The organism is Streptomyces sp. NPDC001985 (assembly GCF_040296845.1).
Lineage (GTDB): Bacteria > Actinomycetota > Actinomycetes > Streptomycetales > Streptomycetaceae > Streptomyces.
In genome coordinates this window covers 1-18,302 of record NZ_JBEOYB010000102.1, presented here as the reverse complement: position 1 = coordinate 18,302, position 18,302 = coordinate 1, and the positions used below count along the sequence as shown (strand labels likewise).

13 protein-coding genes and 1 pseudogene are annotated in these 18,302 nt (G+C 74.2%); 4 read left to right on the top strand and 10 right to left on the bottom strand.

All coding sequences use genetic code 11. From position 1 onward, the window contains the following. Positions 1–180: 180 nt before the first annotated feature. The 7 genes and pseudogenes from mmuM to ABT122_RS30530 form a co-directional block, all read right to left on the bottom strand. A complete protein-coding gene (mmuM, locus tag ABT122_RS30560; RefSeq protein ID WP_351558882.1) occupies positions 181–1,095 on the bottom strand; it encodes a homocysteine S-methyltransferase in 915 nt (304 codons plus the stop codon). 5 nt (positions 1,096–1,100) lie between these two features. Next, positions 1,101–2,024: an LLM class F420-dependent oxidoreductase gene (locus ABT122_RS30555; protein WP_351558880.1), complete on the bottom strand. Its 924-nt coding sequence runs from the start codon at positions 2,022–2,024 to the stop codon at positions 1,101–1,103. A 381-nt stretch (positions 2,025–2,405) separates the two neighbouring features. Next, positions 2,406–2,894 (bottom strand): annotated as a pseudogene (locus ABT122_RS30550) (DUF6099 family protein); the annotation flags it as partial. A 199-nt stretch (positions 2,895–3,093) separates the two neighbouring features. Then, positions 3,094–3,453 (bottom strand): nucleotide pyrophosphohydrolase, encoded by a 360-nt coding sequence (locus tag ABT122_RS30545; protein WP_351558886.1) that lies wholly within the window; start codon positions 3,451–3,453, stop codon positions 3,094–3,096. A 167-nt stretch (positions 3,454–3,620) separates the two neighbouring features. Then, entirely contained in the window at positions 3,621–4,835 is a 1,215-nt protein-coding gene (locus ABT122_RS30540) for an AAA family ATPase (protein ID WP_351558878.1), read from the bottom strand. A 54-nt stretch (positions 4,836–4,889) separates the two neighbouring features. Further along, positions 4,890–5,303 carry a cell division protein SepF gene (locus tag ABT122_RS30535; protein WP_351558877.1) on the bottom strand — a complete coding sequence of 138 codons (414 nt, stop codon included), beginning with the start codon at positions 5,301–5,303 and terminating at the stop codon, positions 4,890–4,892. A 100-nt stretch (positions 5,304–5,403) separates the two neighbouring features. Further along, positions 5,404–8,772 carry an AfsR/SARP family transcriptional regulator gene (locus tag ABT122_RS30530; RefSeq protein WP_351558875.1) on the bottom strand — a complete coding sequence of 1,123 codons (3,369 nt, stop codon included), beginning with the start codon at positions 8,770–8,772 and terminating at the stop codon, positions 5,404–5,406. 185 nt (positions 8,773–8,957) lie between these two features. Here ABT122_RS30530 and ABT122_RS30525 point away from each other — a divergent pair, with 185 nt between their 5' ends. Continuing rightward, positions 8,958–9,842, top strand: coding sequence for a ParB/RepB/Spo0J family partition protein (locus tag ABT122_RS30525; RefSeq protein ID WP_351558873.1), 885 nt, complete (start codon positions 8,958–8,960; stop codon positions 9,840–9,842). 405 nt (positions 9,843–10,247) lie between these two features. Here ABT122_RS30525 and sepH read toward each other — a convergent pair whose 3' ends face one another. Beyond that, positions 10,248–11,333, bottom strand: coding sequence for a septation protein SepH (sepH, locus tag ABT122_RS30520; protein ID WP_351558871.1), 1,086 nt, complete (start codon positions 11,331–11,333; stop codon positions 10,248–10,250). 452 nt (positions 11,334–11,785) lie between these two features. Here sepH and ABT122_RS30515 point away from each other — a divergent pair, with 452 nt between their 5' ends. Further along, positions 11,786–12,709: a hypothetical protein gene (locus ABT122_RS30515; RefSeq protein WP_351558869.1), complete on the top strand. Its 924-nt coding sequence runs from the start codon at positions 11,786–11,788 to the stop codon at positions 12,707–12,709. Positions 12,710–12,725: 16 nt separating this feature from the next. Here the strand turns inward: ABT122_RS30515 and ABT122_RS30510 are convergent, their stop codons facing one another. Further along, positions 12,726–14,048 (bottom strand): D-arabinono-1,4-lactone oxidase, encoded by a 1,323-nt coding sequence (locus tag ABT122_RS30510; RefSeq protein ID WP_351558867.1) that lies wholly within the window; start codon positions 14,046–14,048, stop codon positions 12,726–12,728. Then, positions 14,005–15,255 (bottom strand): MFS transporter, encoded by a 1,251-nt coding sequence (locus ABT122_RS30505; protein ID WP_351558865.1) that lies wholly within the window; start codon positions 15,253–15,255, stop codon positions 14,005–14,007. Before ABT122_RS30505 ends, ABT122_RS30510 begins: the two co-directional genes overlap by 44 nt. 733 nt (positions 15,256–15,988) lie before the next feature. Between ABT122_RS30505 and ABT122_RS30500 the strand changes: the two genes are divergently transcribed. Then, positions 15,989–17,116, top strand: coding sequence for a ferrochelatase (locus tag ABT122_RS30500; protein ID WP_351558863.1), 1,128 nt, complete (start codon positions 15,989–15,991; stop codon positions 17,114–17,116). 20 nt (positions 17,117–17,136) lie between these two features. Then, positions 17,137–17,937 carry an inositol monophosphatase family protein gene (locus tag ABT122_RS30495; protein ID WP_351558884.1) on the top strand — a complete coding sequence of 267 codons (801 nt, stop codon included), beginning with the start codon at positions 17,137–17,139 and terminating at the stop codon, positions 17,935–17,937. Positions 17,938–18,302 lie beyond the last annotated feature (365 nt).

The window sequence follows — 18,302 nt, the reverse complement described above, 5'->3', positions numbered from 1 at the left end:
CCGGCGACTGAGCAGCACCACCCCAGCCCCTCCGGCGATTGAGGAGCGGGGGTTCGGGGGCCGGCCCCCGACCGTGGCCCGCAGGGTGCGGGGTCCTGTTGACCAGGGTCCGTCCTCACACTTCCCAGAGCCGCCTCCCGGAGGGACCCCCCGGGCGGGCCGGGGCTGACCGGGAGAGGGTCACCCCGGGTGGGGGCGCGGGAAGTGGGTGGCGAGGGCGGCGATCTCCCGTGGGCCGACCCGGCAGCAGCCACCGATCAGCCGGGCCCCCGACGCACCCCACCCCGGAGCCATCCCGGGGTCGAAGGAAGCCCTCCCCCGCCAGCGGCGCGCAGCGCTGTCCCACCGCTCCCCGCTGTTGGGGTACACCACCCCCACCCCACCGGTCACCGCCGCCGCGAGGGCGACCGCGCCATCCGCGTCGGCCGGATCGCAGCAGTTCACCCCCGCGGCGATCACCTGGTCCCGGCCCGCCACCACCCCCAGGGCCTCGGCGAGCGGCTGCCCGGCCCGGGTGCGCTCCCCCGCGACGGTGTACGAGAGCCAGAGCGGCACCCCGCACCCCTCGGCCGCCGCGAGCAGAGCCTCCGCCTCGTCGGTGTCGGGCACCGTCTCCAGGGCGAGCACATCGGGGCCCGCCGCCGCGAGGGCCTCGATCCGGGGCCGGTGGAAGCGCTCCAGTTCCCGCACCGAGAGCCCGTACCGCCCCCGGTACTCGCTGCCGTCGGCGAGCACCGCGCCGTAGGGCCCGACCGAGGCCGCCACCCACACCTCGGCCCCGGCCCGCTCACCGGCCTCCCGTGCCAGGGAGACACTGCGGGCGAAGAGGCCCGCGGCCTCGGCGCGCCCGATCCCCCGCCGGGCGAACCCCTCGAAGCCGGCCTGGTAGGAGGCGGTGGTGAGCACCCTCGCCCCCGCCCGCGCCCAGGCGGTGTGGGCGGCCAGGAGCTGCCCGGGGTCGTCCAGGAGCAGCCGCGCCGTCCAGAGCCCGCCGGAGAGATCGCACCCCTGCGCCGCCAGCTGGTGGGAGAGCCCGCCGTCCAGGACGAGGGGCCCCTCGGCCAGCGCCGCGGCGAGCGGCCGGCCCGGGCGCACCACGCTCAGCCCAGCTGGGACTGGACCTGGGCGGAGATCAGCTCCAGATGGTCCAGATCGTCCAGGTCCAGCACCTGGAGATAGATCCGGGACGATCCGGTCGCGGCATAGCGGCCGATCTTGTCGACGACCTCGGCGGGCGAACCCGCCAGACCGTTGGTCCTCAGCTCGTCCACCTCCCGTCCGATGACGGCGGCCCGGCGGGCCACCTCCGCCTCGTCCCTGCCGACGCAGACCACCAGCGCGTTGGAGTACACCAGGTCGCCGGGGGCGCGCCCGGCGCTCTCCGCGGCGGCCCGGACCCGGCCGAACTGCCGCTCGCTGTCCTCGATCGACGCGAAGGGGATGTTGAACTCGTCGGCGTACTGGGCGGCCAGCCGGGGGGTGCGGGTGGCGCCGTGGCCGCCGATGAGCACCGGAATCCTGCTCTGCGCGGGCTTGGGCAGCGCCGGGGAACCGGAGAGCTGGTAGTGGGTGCCGTCGTAGGAGAAGGTGTCACCGGTCCCGGTGGCCCACAGCCCGGTGACGATCGCGAGCTGCTCCTCCAGCCGGGCGAACTTCTCCTTGGGGAAGGGGATGCCGTAGGCCTTGTGCTCCTCCTCGAACCATCCGGCGCCGAGGCCCAGCTCGATCCGGCCGCCGGACATCTGGTCCACCTGGGCCACCTGGATGGCGAGCACGCCGGGCAGCCGGAAGGTGCCCGCGGTCATCAGGGTGCCCAGCCGGATGCGCCGGGTCTCCCGGGCGAGGCCGGCGAGGGTGATCCATGCGTCGGTCGGGCCGGGCAGACCGTCGGCGGAGCCCATGGCGAGGTAGTGGTCGGAGCGGAAGAAGGCGTCGAAGCCGAGGTCCTCGGTGGCCTTGGCCACGGTGAGCAGGGTGTCGTAGCTCGCCCCTTGCTGGGGCTCGGTGAAGATGCGGAGATCCATGGCTCCATCCTGCACCGTCGCCCGCCCTTCGCCCCGCCGGGCCCGCCGCCGGGCCCCGCGCAGGGCAGGGGCCGCCGGGCCGGGCAGGGGCCGCCGGGCCGGGCAGGGGCCGCCGGGCCGTGACGCGGTGCGGCGGCGGGCCGTGCACCGCTCCCGGTGGCCGGCCCCGGACAGCCGCCCCGCGCCCGCCCCGGCTCATGACGGACCCGCGGCCGAGCCGGCCACGTTCGGGATCTCCAGCGCCAGGGCGGAGGCGGACGGGCCACGGGCGCCCTGGACACCCGGCACTCCGGGCGGTTCGGCCGGCCGGGGTGCGCCGCGGTCACCGGAGGGCCCCGGGGCCCCCTGTGCCCGCTGCGCGACCGGCCGGGCGGCCCATCCGCCGCCCGCCGGACCCGCTCTGCTCCGCGCGTCGGGCGGCCTGCCCGCGTCCCGCACGGCGAGCTTCCGCAGCATGCCGCGCACCCGGTCGTTGGACTCGTCCGCCGCGTCCACCGCCTCGACGCACTGCCAGTACAGCCCCTCCTCGTCGGTGGCGCACGCGACCCCGACGAGGGCGATGCCCACATCGCCGAGGAGCACCCCGAGGCCGAGGAGGGTCCCCCGGGTGTCGGCGAGACCGGAGAGCTGAGCCGCTCTGATCCCTCCGCTGCGCACCCCGGGGTGGTCCAGCGCTCCCACCCCCCGGCCCCCGGTCTCGCTGAGCCCGCGCGCCTCGCCCCTGAGCTCCGGTGGTCCGTACACCGCGAGCCGGCCGCCGATCGCCTGGGCCAGGGCCTGTGCCTGCCATGCCTCCGCCACGATCTCCGGCACTGACCGGCTCTGGGCCAACGCGTGCCGGCTGGCAAAGATGAGTCGCTCCGCATCCATGAACGGCGCCCCCGTTCGTAAGACTTACTGCCCACTCAGTTCATTACCCAGAGTGAGGCTTATTGAGCCCAAACGCCAGAGGAATTCGGGAATTTGTGGACAGCAAGTCGACTGTGGAAAGATCCGTAACTCCATAGAGTGACAATTCCTTGATCGATGAGGAGAAGGGGCCCGGTTTCCCCCCTTTCCCACCCCGAACTCACGTCACCGGGAAGCGGATCTCATTGCGGTCGATCTTGTCCGAGAGCGCCTCCAGCGGGTCCACGCCGAGCGCCGCGCAGAACTGGAGCAGATACGCCAGCACATCGGCGACCTCGTCCCGGACCCGGTGCGCGGACTCCTCGGCGTCCATCACCCGCGCCGACTGCTCCGGCGTCAGCCACTGGAAGATCTCCACCAGTTCGGCCGCCTCGACGCCGAGTGCCATCGCGAGGTTCTTCGGCGTGTGGTATTGCCCCCAGTCCCGCGCCGCCGCGAACTCCGTCAGCCGGTGCTGGAGCCCCGCCACATCGAGCCCGCCTCCGGGACCCGCACCCCGCACCGCGTCCGCACCCCGCACCGCGTCCGCACCCCGCACCGCGTCCGCACCCCTCACCGCGTCCGCACCCCTCACCGCGTCCGCACCCCTCACCGCGCCCCCTCCGCTCTCCGGCCCCACCGGGCCCGTCTCCTCCGGCCGGGGCCGCGCGCCCGGTCCGTCACCACTGCGCTGTCCGTCCATGCTCGTCACGGCACCAGATCTACCACCCGCACCCCGTCGACCCCGCGCGCGAAGGACGCGTCGGAGACCGCTCCCATGAGCCGCACATGGCCTCGGCCCGCCGTCTGTGCCGCCAGGGCCACCAGGGCGCGCGCCTGTGCCGGATCGAGACAGCGGTCGAAGCCGTCCGCCAGGACGGTCAGCGACTGGCGCGCCTCCGGGACCTCCGCCGCCCGGTCCACGGCGAGCACCCCGGGCCCGGTGAGCAGCACCAGCGCCAGCGCCAGATAGCGGAGTTCGCCGTCACCGAGCCGGTCCAGCGGAGTGGCCCGGCGGCCGGCGTCCCGCGCCAGCAGCGCGCGTACCCTCCCGTTCGCCAGCTCCTCGACGGTCAGCCCCGCCACCGCGCCCGCGCATCCCGCGCGGGCCGCCGCGGTCAGCCGGGCATGGCGTCGCGCGCACTGCTCACGGGTGCGGTGGAGCACCTCGGCGAGGTTGTCGCAGCCGCGCCGGAGCCGGCCGTCGCCCAGGGGCACCGGCCCGCGCATCCCGTGCGGCTGCGGGTCGCAGACGAAGGCCGAGCGCAGCGCCACCACCGTCTGCTCCGCCGCCGCGAGCACCTGTAACTGGCCCTCGGTCCGGCCCGCCACGCGCAGCGGCAGCAGCGCGGTGCCCAGCCGGTCGTCGGGCAGCGGCGCCCGGGTCACCCGCCCCGATCCGGCGGTGTGCCAGGCGGCCTCCACCGACGACCGCCGGGGATCGCGCAGCGCCGTGCTCAGCAGGGTGCGTCCGCCGCAGGTCAGCCGCTCGCCCACGATCCGCAGCGCGGGCTCGGTCTGGACGGCGAGATCGAGCCGGACGGCTCCGGCGGGCCCGTCCGCCGTACAGCCGATCCGGAATCCCCGCCTCCCCTGATCGTCGCTCCCCGACCGCTCCGGGACCCAGCGCCCGGGGTCGGGGAAGGTGGGGCCGAGACCGCTGCCGCCGGCCAGCCGCGCCAGCGCCTCGTACGCCTGTAAAGCGCTGGACTTGCCGCTGCCGCTGGGCCCCGTGAGCAGGGTGAGCGCGGTGAGGGGGAGCGTGGTGCCCCGGTGCGGCCCGAAGGCGGAGAGCCGCAGTTCGGTGACGGCGGGGCGGAGAAGGGCGCCGGCCGGCACCGGGGACGCGGGGTCGCCGGTGCCGGCGGACGGGGAACTGCCGGGGCGGGGGGAGACGTTGCCGGGCAGGGGGCGGTTGTCCATGGCCGGACGGTACGCAGCGGGCGGGAGCCGAACCGTTCCGTCTCCGCGCCCTTCCTACGAACGGGGGATATGACGGGTGAAGGTGTCGGTGGCCTCGGCGATTCCGTCGACCTCGGTGCCCGTGGGGGCGAGCAGAAAGACATTGCGGTCGACGCGGTGCATTCCGCTGCCGAGTCCGAAGACGACCCCGCTGCTGAAGTCCAGGATGCGCTTGGCGACATCGGCGTCCGCGCTGGTGAGATCGAGGAGCACCGGAATCTGTGCGATGAGGTACTCGGCGACATCGCGCGCGTCCGAGAAGACCCGCACCCGCAGGACGACCATCCGACGGTTCTCGGCCGCGCTGTCTCCCGGGACGGCGCGGTGGTCCACCCGCGACGGCCACTCGTTACGGCCGCGCAACGGGACGACCTGCGCCAGGCCCTCCCACTGCTCGTCGGTGACGTCGTACCTCTCGTACCTACTCATACGCCTATCCTCGCCTCCCTCACCCGTTCAGCCCAACTGCGACACGGACCGGCCGGCATCAATCCTCCTCCGCCGGCCCGGCCCGGACAGGACCGCGGGCTCACATCTGCGGCTCGCCCGCCGCCACCGACTCCCAGCGGTGGAAGCCCTGCCGGCCCTCCACCGGGTCGGGACCGGCGACCGGCGCCCCGAACGGCGAGTGCACCGGCCGGTATCCGGTCGCCATGTGGATGGCCTCCGCCTGGCGCGCCGCCCGCCCCGCCGCGACCATGTCCCCCCGGTAGGCCTGGGCGAGGGCGACGACCGTCTGGGCCTGCCCCTCCAGCAGCCGCAGCTGGGACTCCTGGGCGAGGGCGAGGGCCGCCCCCGCGTGGCAGAGCGCCTCCAGCGGGCGGCCGAACCGCGCCGCGCAGACCCCGAGTCCGAGCAGGGCCATGGTGCGGCCCTTGAGATAGCCGATCTCCTCGGCGATCCGGCGGGCGATACGGAAGTGCTCGTACGCCCTCTCGTAGCGGCCGAGCTGGTAGCGGGCGTGGCCCATGGCGAGCATCGCCTCCAGCTTGAGCCGCGGCCGGCCCGCCGTCCGGCCCAGCCGGACGGCGCCGAGCGCGGACCGCAGGGCGGCGGGGCCGTCGCCGCCCTCGGCCGCGATCATCGCGAGGGCGCAGACCGCCTCCGCCTCGCCCGCGAGGTTCCCGATGGCCTGGAAGCCCTTGCGGGAGGCGGTGGCCAGCTCGTGCGCGGTCTCCAGCTCGCCGAGGTCGACGGAGATCAGCGCCAGGGTGGTGCTGATCCGGGCGATGCTGTCCGGCGCGGAGAGCTTCCGGGAGATGGCCAGGGCCCTGCGGCAGAGCCGCTCCGCCTCCCGCAGCCGCCCCATGCCGTAGAGGACCTCGCTCAGGCCCTGGAGGGGCTGGTGCGGGGTGCGCCGCAGCCGGCGGTTGATCGTGATCGACTGGTCGTAGTACTCGGCGGCCTGGCTCAGCAGCCCCAGATCGGCGGAGACCCCCGCGAGGTTGGAGAGCGCCACCGACTCGCACACCCCCCAGCCGGCGCGCCGGGCCAGCTCGATGGCCTGCTCGAAGTGGCTGCGGCTCAGCTCCAGATCGCCCTTGGTGAAGGTGGCGAGGCCCAGGCTCTGATGGGCGGCTGCCTGGCCCCGGACATCGCCGCCCTGGTGGGCGGCGCGCAGGGCGAGGGTGGCGACCGCAATCCAGGTCTCGGCGTTGCGGCGGAGCCAGAAGTACCCGCGCAGGGCGTCCGCGAGAATCCAGACGGCCGGGCAGGCGTCGCCCTCGGTGCCGGTCTCCGCCTCCGCCTCGATCAGCCGGACGAGGTCGACGTGTTCGGCGTCGAACCAGGCCGCGGCCTGCTGGGGTTCGGTGAAGGACGCCTGGCAGGCGTAGGGCCCCAGCTCGTCGACGTCCAGCCGCAGTATCTGCGGGTAGAGACAGCGGGCCGCGGAGTCCGCGGAGACGGCGTACCAGTGGAGCAGCCGGCGGCGGCCCTCCCGGTGGGTGGCCGTCGACTTCTCCGCGTCCACCAGGAGCCGGGCGTACCACCAGATCAGATCGTGCAGCCGCAGCCGCTCCTGGTCGTGCCGCTCCACCAGGTGCTCGGCGAACAGCCGGTCCAGCAGCGGGGACGCGGATTCCGGTCCGCGGCCCAGCAGGGCCGCGACGGCGGGGACGGTCGTGGTGGGACCCGGGAGCAGCCCCAGCATGCGGAAGGCCGCCGCGGCCTCCGGATCGAGCCGCCGGTAGGACAGTTCGAAGGCCCTGCGGACGGCCGAGTCGGGGTCGCCCGCGACGGCCAGGCTCTCCAGGGGGTTGCCCGAGCGCAGATCCCGGACGTGGTCGGCGATCCGGAAGTCGGGGCGCAGCGCGAGGTTGGCGGCGGCGATCCGCAGCGCGAGCGGGGTCCGGCCGCAGATGGTGACGAGTTCGGCGAGCGCCTCGGGCTCGGCGGCGGCCCGGTCCTCCCCGACGACACGGCGGACCAGCTCCTCGGCCTCGTCGGAGGCGAGCGGGCGCAGCGGCAGCATCGCCGCGCCATGGCTGACGATCAGCGCGCCGAGGCGGTTGCGGCTGGTGACCAGGGCCAGACAGCCGTCCTCGTACGGCAGCAGCTGCCGTACCTGGTCGGCGGATTCGGCGTTGTCGAGGACGATGAGCACCCGCCGGCCCGCCAGGGTGCGCTGGTACAGCTCGGTCATCTCATGGGACTCGCAGGGAATGTCCTGGTACGGCGTGCCGAGCGCCCTCAGCATGCCGGACAGGGCCTCCTTGGGGCTCATGGGCCGTTCGTCGCTGTGGCCCCGGAGGTCGAGGAAGAGCTGCCCGTCGGGGAACGCCTCCTCGGCCCCCCGGCACCACTGGAGGGCCAGCGCGGTCTTGCCGCTGCCCGCGGGGCCCACGATCATCACCACGCCCGAGCCGCCGCGCGCGCCGGCGGCGAGCCCGGTGAGCTGCCCCAGTTCGTGCGCGCGGCCGATGAACGCCCCGGTCCGGGAGAGCCGTTGCACGCTCTCGGCCTCGGGCGACGTGTCGGTGCCCGGATGCGAGGGCCGGGCGGAGTCGCCGCGGTCCGGCTCGCCGCCGGGCGGGGAGTGCGCCGACGGATGGTCACCGGGCGGACGGCCGCGGGCCGGCGGGCCCTGGTTCTCGGTCCTCTCGGCCGCGGTGCCGCGGTCCTGGCCGGGCACGGTGTCCGGGTCGAGCAGCGAGGTGTCGGCGCGCAGGATGCGGCCGTGGACGCCGCGCAGATCGGCGCCCGGGTCGAGACCGAGGTCCTCGGCGAGCCGCGTCCGGGTCTCGTTGTAGACCTCCAGCGCCTCACCCCGGTGGTCCGCCCGGTACAGCGCGATCATCCGCAGCATGGCGAGCCGCTCGTGGTGCGGGTGCTCGGCGGTCGCCCGCGCCAGCTCCTCCAGTACGAGTCCCCGTTCGCCGAGGGCGAGCCGCGCCTCGGCGCGCTGGGTTATGGCCGAAAGGTATAGCTCGTCGAAGCCGGTGCCGAGCCTGCGGACCAGTCCGTCGGACGCGGTTCCGGCGAGCACGGGCCCGCCCCAGTCCCCCAGGGCACGCTCCATCAGACCGAGCCGCTCACCGGCGTCCTCGCTGCGTTCCGCGCGCTGCACCAGGGAGCGGAAGCGGTGCAGGTCGACGGCGAGCGGGTCGCCCTCCACCAGGTAGCCGTCGCTGGCCCTGTTCAGCACGAAGCCGTGGCGCTCGGCCTCCGCCTCCATGAATCGCCCGCGCAGCCGCGAGACATGCACCTGGAGACTGCCCCGGGCGCTCGTCGGCGGTTCGCTCTCGTCCCACAGCAGGTCGATCAGCCGGTTGGAGGGGACCACCCGGCCGATGTCGAGCAGCAGCAGCCCGAGCAGCAGTCTCTCCCGGCGGCGGCCGATCTTCAGCGAAACACCCTGGCGGTGCCATTCCAGGCCCCCCAGAATGCGAAACCGCATTCCCCCATCGCTCATGCAAGGCATCCATCGGTCATGCCCTGCATCCTCTGCAATCGCCTGGCTGGTGGCAAGCGGATGGCAAGGTCATGGCCAGGCTGTGGCCGGTAGTCCCTGAGAGTTTGCCAGTCTGCCCGGGTTGAAGGCGGGGAAACCGGGTGGCTGGCAAGAGGAAGGGTTCCATCAGCATGTCCTCACAGATGTTCACCGAGCTCGACCAGGAGCAGACCCACTTCGACGCCGCGATCCGGCAGCCCTCGGAGTTGCCGCTGAGCTGGATCGGTCAGAACCCGGATAATCCACGTGAAGCACTGAGAGACCTTGAGCCGCTTACCACCAGTGTCCGTGAGATCGGCCTGGTCAACGCGATCACCGTCGCGTCGGTCCAGGCCTATGTGCGGGAACGGCCCGCACGCGCCACCGAACTGGCGCCCGGCGCCCGCTACATCGTGGTCGACGGCCACCGCCGGCTGGAGGCCGCCCGGCTCGCGGGGCTGACCCATGTGCGGGTCAGTGTCGACGACGCGCTGGTGTCGACCGACCGCTCGCTGCTCGAAGCCGCCTTCGTCGCCAATGTGCACCGTGACGACATGAACCCCCTGGAGCAGGCGTACGCGCTGAAGAAGCTGGTCGAGTTCTACGGTTCCCAGAACAAGGCCGCGAAGCGCCTCGGCATCGCCCAGTCGACCATCTCCTCCAAGCTCTCCGTACTCGAACTCGGCCCTGAACTCCAGGCGGATCTCCTCGCGGGCCGCCGCAAGGTCGTCCATGTGCGCAATCTCTCCCGGCTCAGCCCGCAGCAGCAGAAGCAGCGGGCGGACGCGCGTGCCGCGGCCACCGAGTCCCGTGCCTCCGAGGCGCGGCACCAGCCGGGTGGGGTCACCAATTCACTGGCTGCCATCCCCCGCCAGCGTGCCGTGCTCACCATGCCGTGGGCCGATGGCGTCGCCTGTGCGGAGATCGCCATCTCCCGGATGCGTCCGGCGGAGCGGGCGAGGATGCTGCGACGCCTCTGGCAGGAAGCGGAGAAGGAGGCGAGAGCCGCGCGGCTCGTCGCCCCCCGCCGGGCCTGAGACCCACCTGCCGGAGGCCGTCCTGTCCTGGATGGCCGCCCTTCGGGGCGCGCGCCGCACCACGCGGGGCGCGTCCCCCGCCTCGGGGTATCGGGGGATTCACCCGGGGCCCTCCGGCCCCCGACCGGTTTGCCGCCGGTCGGGGGCCGGAGGCATGGAGAGCCCCTTCCGCCGGCCGACGGGCCCGCCGTCCTCGTCGGCCGGCGGAAGGGGCGCGGCGCGGGGCCGCGTGGAGGACAACGGAGGCCGGGCCGCACCCCGTGGGGGGTGCGGCCCGGCGTCGTGTTCTGTCGTCCGGTGCGGACGGCGGCACGCTGAGTCGTCTCTTTCGGATGGTGCCGGGCTCGCGGGCCCGGACCCCGCTCACCGATCCGGCCCGATCCTGCCCGATCCGGAAGAAACTCCCTAGTCCTGCTTCTTGCGGCGGGTGCCGAAGACGATCTCGTCCCAGCTCGGAACGGCCGCGCGGCGGCCCGGACGGACGCCGTCCGCCTCCGCCTGACGGTCCGTGGTGCCGGTCAGCCGGTCCCGGTGCCCGGCCACGGACCGCGGCATCAGCACATCCGCGTAGGCCGAGCCCGCGCCCGCCGACGCGGCGGGGGCGACCGGCTCCTCCTCGTCCGGCTCCTGGTCGTCCTCCGCCAGCGGGTCGGCCGGCGCCGTGCGCTCCGGTACGACCATGTCGCCCCGGAAGCTCGGCACCGCCTCCAGGAGGCTGGTCAGGGAGTCCCGTTCACTGCTGCCGCCGTCGTCGGCGCCCGCCGCCGGCCCGTTGGCGCTCGGCCGGTCGGCCGGCCGGTCCAGGGTGCGGTCGAGCGGACGGTCCCGGGGCAGCCGGGCGATCCGCGGCACGAAGGGGAAGCTGGGCTCCTGCGTGGCGATGGTGTCGTCGGTCTCGCCGATGAGCGAGCGCGCCTCGTCGTCCACCGCGATGACCAGCCGGCGCGGGGGGTCGTAGGTCCAGCTCGCGGAGTGCGGCTCACCCGCCACCCGGTAGATCAGCAGGACTTCCCAGGTGCCGTCGTCGCGCCGCCAGGAGTCCCACAGCACGGTGTCCTTCTCGGCGCCGCGCAGACCGAGCCGCTCCTGCACCGCCTCGCCGAGCTGGGGTCCGGCGTTCTCGCCGGGGCGACGCACGGGGGTCTTGCGCGCCCGCTCCGCCATGAAGGCCCGCTCCGCGAGCACCGGTCCCTCGAAGCGGCGGACCCGCTCGACCGGGATGCCGGCGAGCTGGGCCACCTCCTCGGCGGAGGCTCCGGCACGTATCCGCGCCTGGATGTCACGGGGGCGGAGGTGGCTCTCCACCTCGATCTCGATCTGGCCGAGGCGGGCACGGTCGTTCCGCACGGCGGCGCGCAGCCGCTCGTCGATCGGAAGGGTGTACTCCGTACTGTCGGCAGCTTTGAGCACCAGTCGTGTGCCGTCGTTGGAGACGGCCACGACACGCAGTTCGGGCATGGGGACCTCCCGGGTGGTGCCTGCCGACGTCACCTGTCGCGTACTGCTTCCGCTAGTCGAGTGTGGCCTGCCCGGGTGCAGCCTGCCACAACCTTGCCGAGTTGCCCGGCGTGTCGGGCACAGGCCCGTGATCGCCGTTATGGCAAGGTTACCCGTTTACCACTCAGCGTGACCAATCGATCACTCCGCGTGCGGATTACCCAGCGATATCGCGACGCCGCCGGTTCGAGCGCCGCTTTCGGCCCCCTCCCTGGTTTCCGGGCACCCATGAGGGAGCTCGGGCCCAGGGTTCGCCACAGTACTCCATTCGGGCCATCCGGGTGGACTGCCGCGCCGCCGAACTTCACCGGGCGGCCGGCACCCCGCCGCAGCCGCACGGGTGACGGGTGTTCTGATTCACAGAATCTCCGCAAAGGGAACTATTCACTTCGCCCATTTGTCCCTCATGGGTACGCACGGGACAGAAGGGCGCGCAGGGACTGAAGATGCATCAGAAGCCGGACACGGGAACGGACCACAAGGAAGAGCGGGAGCGGCGGATCGATCTGAGCCTTCCGCAGGTGGCCGGGAGCACGCTCGCCGCGGTCGCGGCCGCGGTGCTCGCGTCCAGCCTGGGCGTGTACGGCACGATCATCGGTGCCGGTGTCGTCAGTGTGGTCGCCACCTGCGGTGGTTCGGTCTTCCAGCATCTGTTCAGCCGGACCGGCGAGCAGTTGCGCGAGCGCGAGGCGGTGGTTCCGGGCCGTCGCGGGGGCCGCCGGGCGGCCGGCCCGGCCGGCTCCCCCGAGCCCGGCGGGGAGTCCGGCGCCACCGCGCCCGCCGGGGAGTTCGGCGCCGCCACCGTCCACGGGACCCGGGTGCGCGGATGGAAGCGTCCGCTCATCGCCGCCGGGGCCGTCTTCGGTATCGCCATGGTCACCATCACCGGTCTGGAACTGGCCTCGGGCTCCGAGCTGAGCGGCGGCAACGGCACCACCGTCGGCTCGGTGGTGCGCGGCGAGACCGGCCGGTCGGGACCGGCGGACGAGCGCTCACCCGGCCCCGGGGAGCGGGAGGACGAACGGCCGGGGAGCCCCGGCGGCTCCCCGCGGCCCGGTGACAGCGGAGACGGAAACGGCGACACCGGGGACGACGGGAACGGGGACACCGGGGACGAAAACGGGGAACGAGGCCGGGAGAGCGGGGAGCCGGTCGAGCCCTCGTCCCCGGGCGGGAGCGGCGGCGGCACGGCCGATCCGTCCACCGCGCCCTCCCTCCCCGGCGGGGAGACCGGCGAGCGGCCCGGCTCCGGCGGCGAGTCCCCGGGCGGCGGCACGGCTCCGGTGCCCACCCCCTCCGCACCGGCGGCCCCGTCCGCACCGGGCGGCGCCACGGACGGTACGAACCGGGGTGCGAGCACCGCGCCCTGACCCGGCCCGGCCCGGCTCAGTCACCGAGCACCCGGCGCAGATGGTCGTTGCCGAACCGGCGCTCCGGGTCCAGCCGGTCCCGTACCGCCGTGAACTCGGCGAACCGCGGATAGACGCCAGCGAGGTACTCGGCGTCCCGGGTGTGGAGCTTGCCCCAGTGGGGCCGGCCGCCGTGGGCGGTCATGATCCGCTCCACGGCGGTGAAGTAGGCGCGGTGGGGGGTGCCCCGGTAGAGATGGACGGCGAGATAGGCGCTGTCCCGGCCGGACGCGGCGGAGAGCGCGATGTCGTCGGCCGGGGCGGTGCGCACCTCCACCGGGAAGCCGACCCTCAGCGGCGAGCGCTCGATCATCGCCCGCACCTCGCGCAGCGCCGCGACGGCGGCCTCGCGGGGCACCGCGTACTCCATCTCCACGAAACGCACCCGGCGCGGAGAGGTGAAGACCCGGTGCGGGATGTCGGTGTAGGTGCGCGCCGAGAGGGCCCGGCCGGCGACGCGGGCGATGGCGGGGACGGTCGCCGGGACGGCGCGGCCCAGGGAGCTGGCCACCTGGAAGAGGCCGTTCGCGACCACTTCGTCCTGGATGAAGGCACCGAGCCGTCCGGGCGGGTCGGCGGGGCCCGCGGAACGGTTGTTCCGCTTGGTGCTGCAGTGGCCGGTGTGCGGGAACCAGTAGAACTCGAAGTGTTCGTTCTCCGCGTGCAGGGCGTCGAATTCGGCGGTGACCCGGTCGAAGGACATCGGCTCCTCACGGGCCCTCAGCAGAAAGAGGGGCTCCACGGCGAAGGTGATCGCGGTGATCACCCCGAGGGCGCCCAGCCCGGTCCTGGCGACCGCGAAGACCTCCGGGTTCTCCAGCCGCGAGCAGGTCAGCAGGGTGCCGTCCGCCGAGACCAGCTCCAGCTCGGTGATCTGCGCGGAGAGGGAGGCGGAGTCGCGGCCGGTGCCGTGGGTGCCGGTGCTGACGGCGCCCGCGGCGGTCTGCTCGGTGATGTCCCCCATGTTGGTGAGGGAGAGACCCTCCCGGGCGAGGGCCGCGTTCAGCCGCTTCAGGGGCGTACCGGACTCGACCGTGACGGTCATGGCCGCGCGGTCGATCCCGCGGATGCCGGTGAGCAGATCGGGCCTGATCAGCAGGCCGTCGGTGGCGGCGATGGCGGTGAAGGAGTGGCCGGTCCCGGCTGTCTTCACCCGCAGCCCGGCCTCGGCCGCGCCGCGGACCGCGTCGGCGACCTCGCCGGCCGACGCCGGGGAGACCTCCCGGGCCGGCCGGGCGGTGACGGTGCCCGCCCAGTTACGCCATATTCGCGTCGCGCCGCTCCTGCTGCCCCTGGTCATCGCCCGGCTGTCCCTCCCGCTTCGGCACCGGCCCGTGCAGCCGGCGGTATCCCACAAGCGCCGCTCCGACCGCGACCGCCCCGGCGATCCCGGGCACCGCGTACCCCGCCGCCGCGCCGGACGCGTCGACCGCCCAGCCCCCGGCGGAGAAGCCGAGCGCCACACCGACCGCGAGTCCGGTACTGACCCAGGTCATGCCCTCGGTCAGGCTGGAGCGCGGCACATGCTGCTGGACCAGGGCCATCGTGGTGACCATCGTGGGTGCGATGGCCAGGCCCGCGACGAAGAGCGCCACGGCCAGGAATATGAGATTCCCGGCCAGTTGGAGGGGGATCATACTCAGGGCCATCGCGACCACGCCCAGCAGCCACCGCCGGGGCGCGGGTCCCTTGAGGTGCAGCAGCCCGAATATCACGGCGGCGAGGCAGGAGCCGAGGGCGTAGACGGCGAGTATCAGGCCCGCCGCGGCCGTGTTGCCCTCCGCCTCCGCGAAGGCCACGGTGACGACGTCGACCGAGCCGAAGACCGCGCCCGTGGCGACGAAGGTGAGGACCAGGACCTGGAGGCCCGGGGAACGGAGCGCGGAGCGGCCCGGCTGGTGGCCGCGCGGGTGCGGCGGGGGTTCGGTGGAGCGCTGCGCGGTGAGCCAGAAGACCCCGCCGAGGAGCAGCAGCACGGCGAGGAGCGGTCCGGCCTCCGGGAACCAGACGGTGGAGAGGCCGATCGCGATGCTCGGTCCGCAGATGAAGCAGAGCTCGTCGACGATCGCCTCCCAGGAGTACGCGGTGTGCAGCTCGCGCGGGGAGTTCCGGTAGATCTCGGCCCAGCGGGCCCGGATCATGGCGCCGACGCTCGGGACGCAGCCGGCGGTCGCCGTGAAGAGGAAGAGCGTCCAGGTCGGCGCCCCCCGGGAGGCGCAGATCAGCAGTCCGCCCACCGAGGCGGAGGCGATCAGGGCGGCCGGGCGGAGCACTCTGGCCTGGCCGTGCCGGTCGACGAGCCGGGAGACCTGGGGGCCGAGGACGGCCATGGAGAGGGCGACGGTGGCGGAGAGGGCGCCGGCGATGGCGTACTCGCCGGTGAGCTGGGACACCATCGTCACGATGCCGACGCCCATCATCGCCAGGGGCATGCGGCCGAAGAGTCCGGCGGCGGAGAAGAGGCGGGTGCCGGGGGCGGTGAAGATCTGGCGGTAGGGGCTGGCCAAGGAGGGCTCCGGTAAGGCGTGTGGGCGGCCATGGCAGATTACGCCTGCGGCGGGCCCGCGCGCACGGGGGTTCCTCCCGCCCCGGAGAACCCGGCCCCCGGGGCCCCCGGCGAGGAAGCCCCGGGGAGGCTCGGGGACGGCGCCCGCGCCACAGGGGGCCGCACCATCCCGGCCCGCCCGGCGTCCGAGACCGCCCCCGTGCGCCCCTGACGGCCGAGCAGCCTCAGCCCGTCCGGGGGCACTCCCAGAGGCAGCTCTGGGGGATCGAGGACGGCCCCCGGGCCACAGGAAACCCGCACCAACCCAGCCCGTCCGGCGCTTGAGGACGGACCCCGGGCCACAGGAAACCCGCACCGCCCGGGCCGGGACGGCCCACCCCGGGCCCCGCACCGGAGAGACCTGAGCGATTCCAGCCCGTCCGGGGACACTCCCCGAGGCAGCACTGAGGGATCGAGGACGGCCCCCGCACCACAGGAAACCCGCACCAACCCAGCCCGTCCGGCGCTTGAGGACGGACCCCGGGCCACAGGAAACCCGCACCGTCCGGGCCGGGACGGCTCACCCCGGGCCACGCACCCGGGGCCACGGGCCCCGCACCCCGGGCCACGAGGGCGCGAGGCGAACAGGGCGGAGCACCCCCACCACCGCGGGACAGCAGTGCGGAGGCCGGAATGTGGTGCCCGGCGGCGGGTGGGTGAGGGGGCGAGGGGAGACGGGTGGCAGGATCGGGGGCATGTCCGACGCGCGCGACCCCTCCCCTTACGACGCCCTGCTCCTGCTCTCCTTCGGCGGCCCCGAGGCCCCGGACGATGTCGTCCCCTTCCTGGAGAATGTGACCCGGGGCCGAGGCATCCCCAAGGAGCGACTGAAGGAGGTGGGCCGGCACTACTTCCTCTTCGGCGGGGTCAGCCCCATCAACGAGCAGAACCGCACCCTGCTGGACGCGCTGCGCAAGGACTTCGCGGAGCACGGCATCGGCCTCCCGGTCCACTGGGGCAACCGGAACTGGGCACCGTACCTGACCGACACCCTCCGCGAGATGACGCTGGCCGGCCACCGCCGGATCGCCGTCCTCGCCACCAGCGCGTACGCCTCGTACTCTGGCTGCCGCCAGTACCGCGAGAACCTCGCGGACGCCCTCGCGACACTCGCGGCGGAGGGCCTCGAACCGCCCCGCGTGGACAAGCTGCGCCACTACTTCAACCACCCCGGCTTCATCCGCCCCATGATCGACGGAGTCCTGGCCTCACTCGGCGAGCTGGACGAGGAGGTGCGCGCGGGCGCCCATCTGGCGTTCACCACACACTCCATCCCCGACAGCGCGGCGGACACCTCGGGCCCGCCGGCGGAGCACGGCGGCGGCGGGGCGTATGTGCGCCAGCACCTGGAGGTCGCCCGGCTGATCGCGGAGGCGGTGGCCGACGAGACGGGTGCGGAGCGTCCGTGGCGGCTGGTCTACCAGTCGCGCAGCGGCTCTCCCCACACCCCGTGGCTGGAGCCGGACATCTGCGACCACCTGGAGGAGCTGCACGGCTCCGGTGCCCCGGCGGCCGTCATGGTGCCCATCGGGTTCGTCTCGGACCATATGGAGGTCCTGTACGACCTGGACACGGAGGCCACGGCGAAGGCGGCCGAGCTGGGTCTGCCGGTGCGCCGCTCGGCGACGGTCGGCGCCGATCCCCGGTTCGCGGCGGCCGTGCGCGATCTGCTGCTGGAGCGGGCCGGCGCCGAGCGCGGGGTGTCCGTGGAGCGCTGTGCGCTCGGCGCGCTCGCTCCCTCGCACGACCTCTGTCCCATCGGCTGCTGCCCGGCCAGGGCGCCCAGGCCCGCCGCCGCGGGCGCCGACAGTCCCTTCGCCTGAGGAGTCCCCCCGTGACCGCGATCAGTGACAGCCTGCTCTCCGAACTGCTCGATCTCGCGCTGGAGGCCGCCGGGCGGGCGGGGGCACTGCTGCGGGACGGGCGCCCCGACGATCTGGGGGTGGCCGCCACCAAGTCCAGCCCCATCGATGTCGTCACGGAGATGGACATCGCCGCCGAGAAGCTGATCACGGGCTTCCTCGGCGAGCACCGCCCCGATGACGGCTTCCTCGGCGAGGAGGGCGCTTCCGTCGAGGGCCGCAGCGGGGTGCGCTGGGTCGTCGATCCGCTCGACGGCACGGTGAACTATCTCTACGGGCTGCCGACGTGGTCCGTCTCCATCGCCGCCGAGTACCGGGGCGAGACGGTCGTGGGGGTGGTGGGGATTCCGATGCGCGGTGAGACCGTCCGGGCGGTGCGCGGCGGCGGTGCGTACGCCGGGGACCGGCGGCTGCGCTGCCGTGCGGCGGCTCCGCTGGAGCAGGCCCTGGTCTCCACCGGTTTCAACTATGTGCGGGACGTCCGCGCCCACCAGGCCGACATCGCCCAGCGGCTGATCCCGCGGCTGCGGGACATCCGCCGCGGCGGGTCGGCCGCGATCGATCTCTGCGATGTGGCCGCCGGCCGGCTGGACGGGTACTACGAGCGCGGCCTCCACCCCTGGGACCTGGCCGCGGGCGATCTGATCGCACGGGAGGCGGGGGCCCTGACCGGCGGACGGCCGGGCAGCGGCCCTTCGTACGACCTGACGGTGGCGGCGAGCCCCGGGGTCTTCGAGCCGCTCCAGGAGCTGCTGGAGGAGTTCGGCGCCTGGCACGACTAAGGAGTCCCCTTCGGATCGGGCCGGATCACGCCGGATCGGTGAGCGGGGTCCGGTGCCGTGGATCGCGAGGCGGAGGGCGGAGCCCTGAGCCCTCACGGAGCGCCGGCGACCGACGACAACGCGGCGAGGCGAGGCGCGGCACCAGGCCCGCGTCCCCCCGCACGATCCGGAGGAGACGACCAGAGGCGACGGCGACGGCTCGCCAGGGCCCCGAGGCCGGTGGGAGGCCCCCGGAAGCGACCGGCCCGCCTTCCCGCTCCCCGGCCCCGCCGGACGGGCTCCGGAGCCGCGGGGCCGGGGGGGGGGCCGCCCGCCACCCCCCCCCCCCGCCCGGCCCCCCCGCCCAGGGCGGAGCTGAGACAGAA